This window comes from Vibrio sp. 378 (genome assembly GCF_033339435.1).
The window spans coordinates 1-812 of record NZ_JAWOUO010000360.1 but is presented as its reverse complement, the minus strand read 5'-3'; the positions used below and the strand labels follow the sequence as shown (position 1 = coordinate 812).

The following is an 812-nucleotide window of genomic DNA, read 5'->3' as shown; positions in this document are numbered from 1 at the left end:
TACTTTAATGCCAACTTACGGCCTCTACTGAACCTTGGGAGATTTGAACACGTGAGAAAGTCGGCTTACGCAAGAAAGCTATTTCTGATTAGTATGGAAGACGATGCTGCGCAGAAAGTCGCATCATTAGAAAAGTACATCGATATGAGCATTCCTGTAATCTCAACCGATGCCCTAATGGAAGCGAAACCCGAACATCGAAATAAAATTCTACTCATTGACTTCAGTGAACATAAATCACTCGTTCAATCGATTAAAAACCTGCCATTGGTTTGGAAGAACTTTGAGACGGTCGTGTTCAACGTTCCAAAACGCCTCACTACGGATGAACTGCTCGCCTTCGGTCAATTAAAAGGCTTGTTTTACAGCGAAGATTCTTTAGAACAAGTAGGCGAAGGACTGAAAGGCATTGTCAACGGGCAAAACTGGCTACCACGCAACGTAACCAGCCAACTGCTGCACTACTATCGAAATGTGATAAATACTCACACCGCGCCAGCAACCGTCGATCTCACCATTCGCGAACTGCAAGTGCTGCGTTGTCTGCAAGCTGGAGCATCGAATAGCCAGATGGCAGAAGAACTGTTTGTTAGCGAATTTACGATCAAGTCGCACCTGTATCAGATCTTTAAAAAGCTCTCAGTGAAAAACCGAGTTCAAGCCATCGCTTGGGCCGATCAAAACTTGATGTCTTAACCTTACATTCATGTATTAAGACGACTCATAGAACCAGAGATTACGAGCCCAGCGAGTCGAATAGTGAACACAAGGAGAGGGTAAGTTTCCTGTTTATTGTTAGACATAGCTCCTCA

The 812-nt window shown here is 44.1% G+C and carries 1 protein-coding gene; it reads left to right on the top strand.

What is annotated here, in order from left to right; genetic code table 11:
- Window positions 1–51 precede the first annotated feature (51 nt).
- Window positions 52–696, top strand: coding sequence for a LuxR C-terminal-related transcriptional regulator (locus R7Q48_RS26275; protein WP_005480993.1), 645 nt, complete (start codon window positions 52–54; stop codon window positions 694–696).
- Window positions 697–812: the final 116 nt, after the last annotated feature.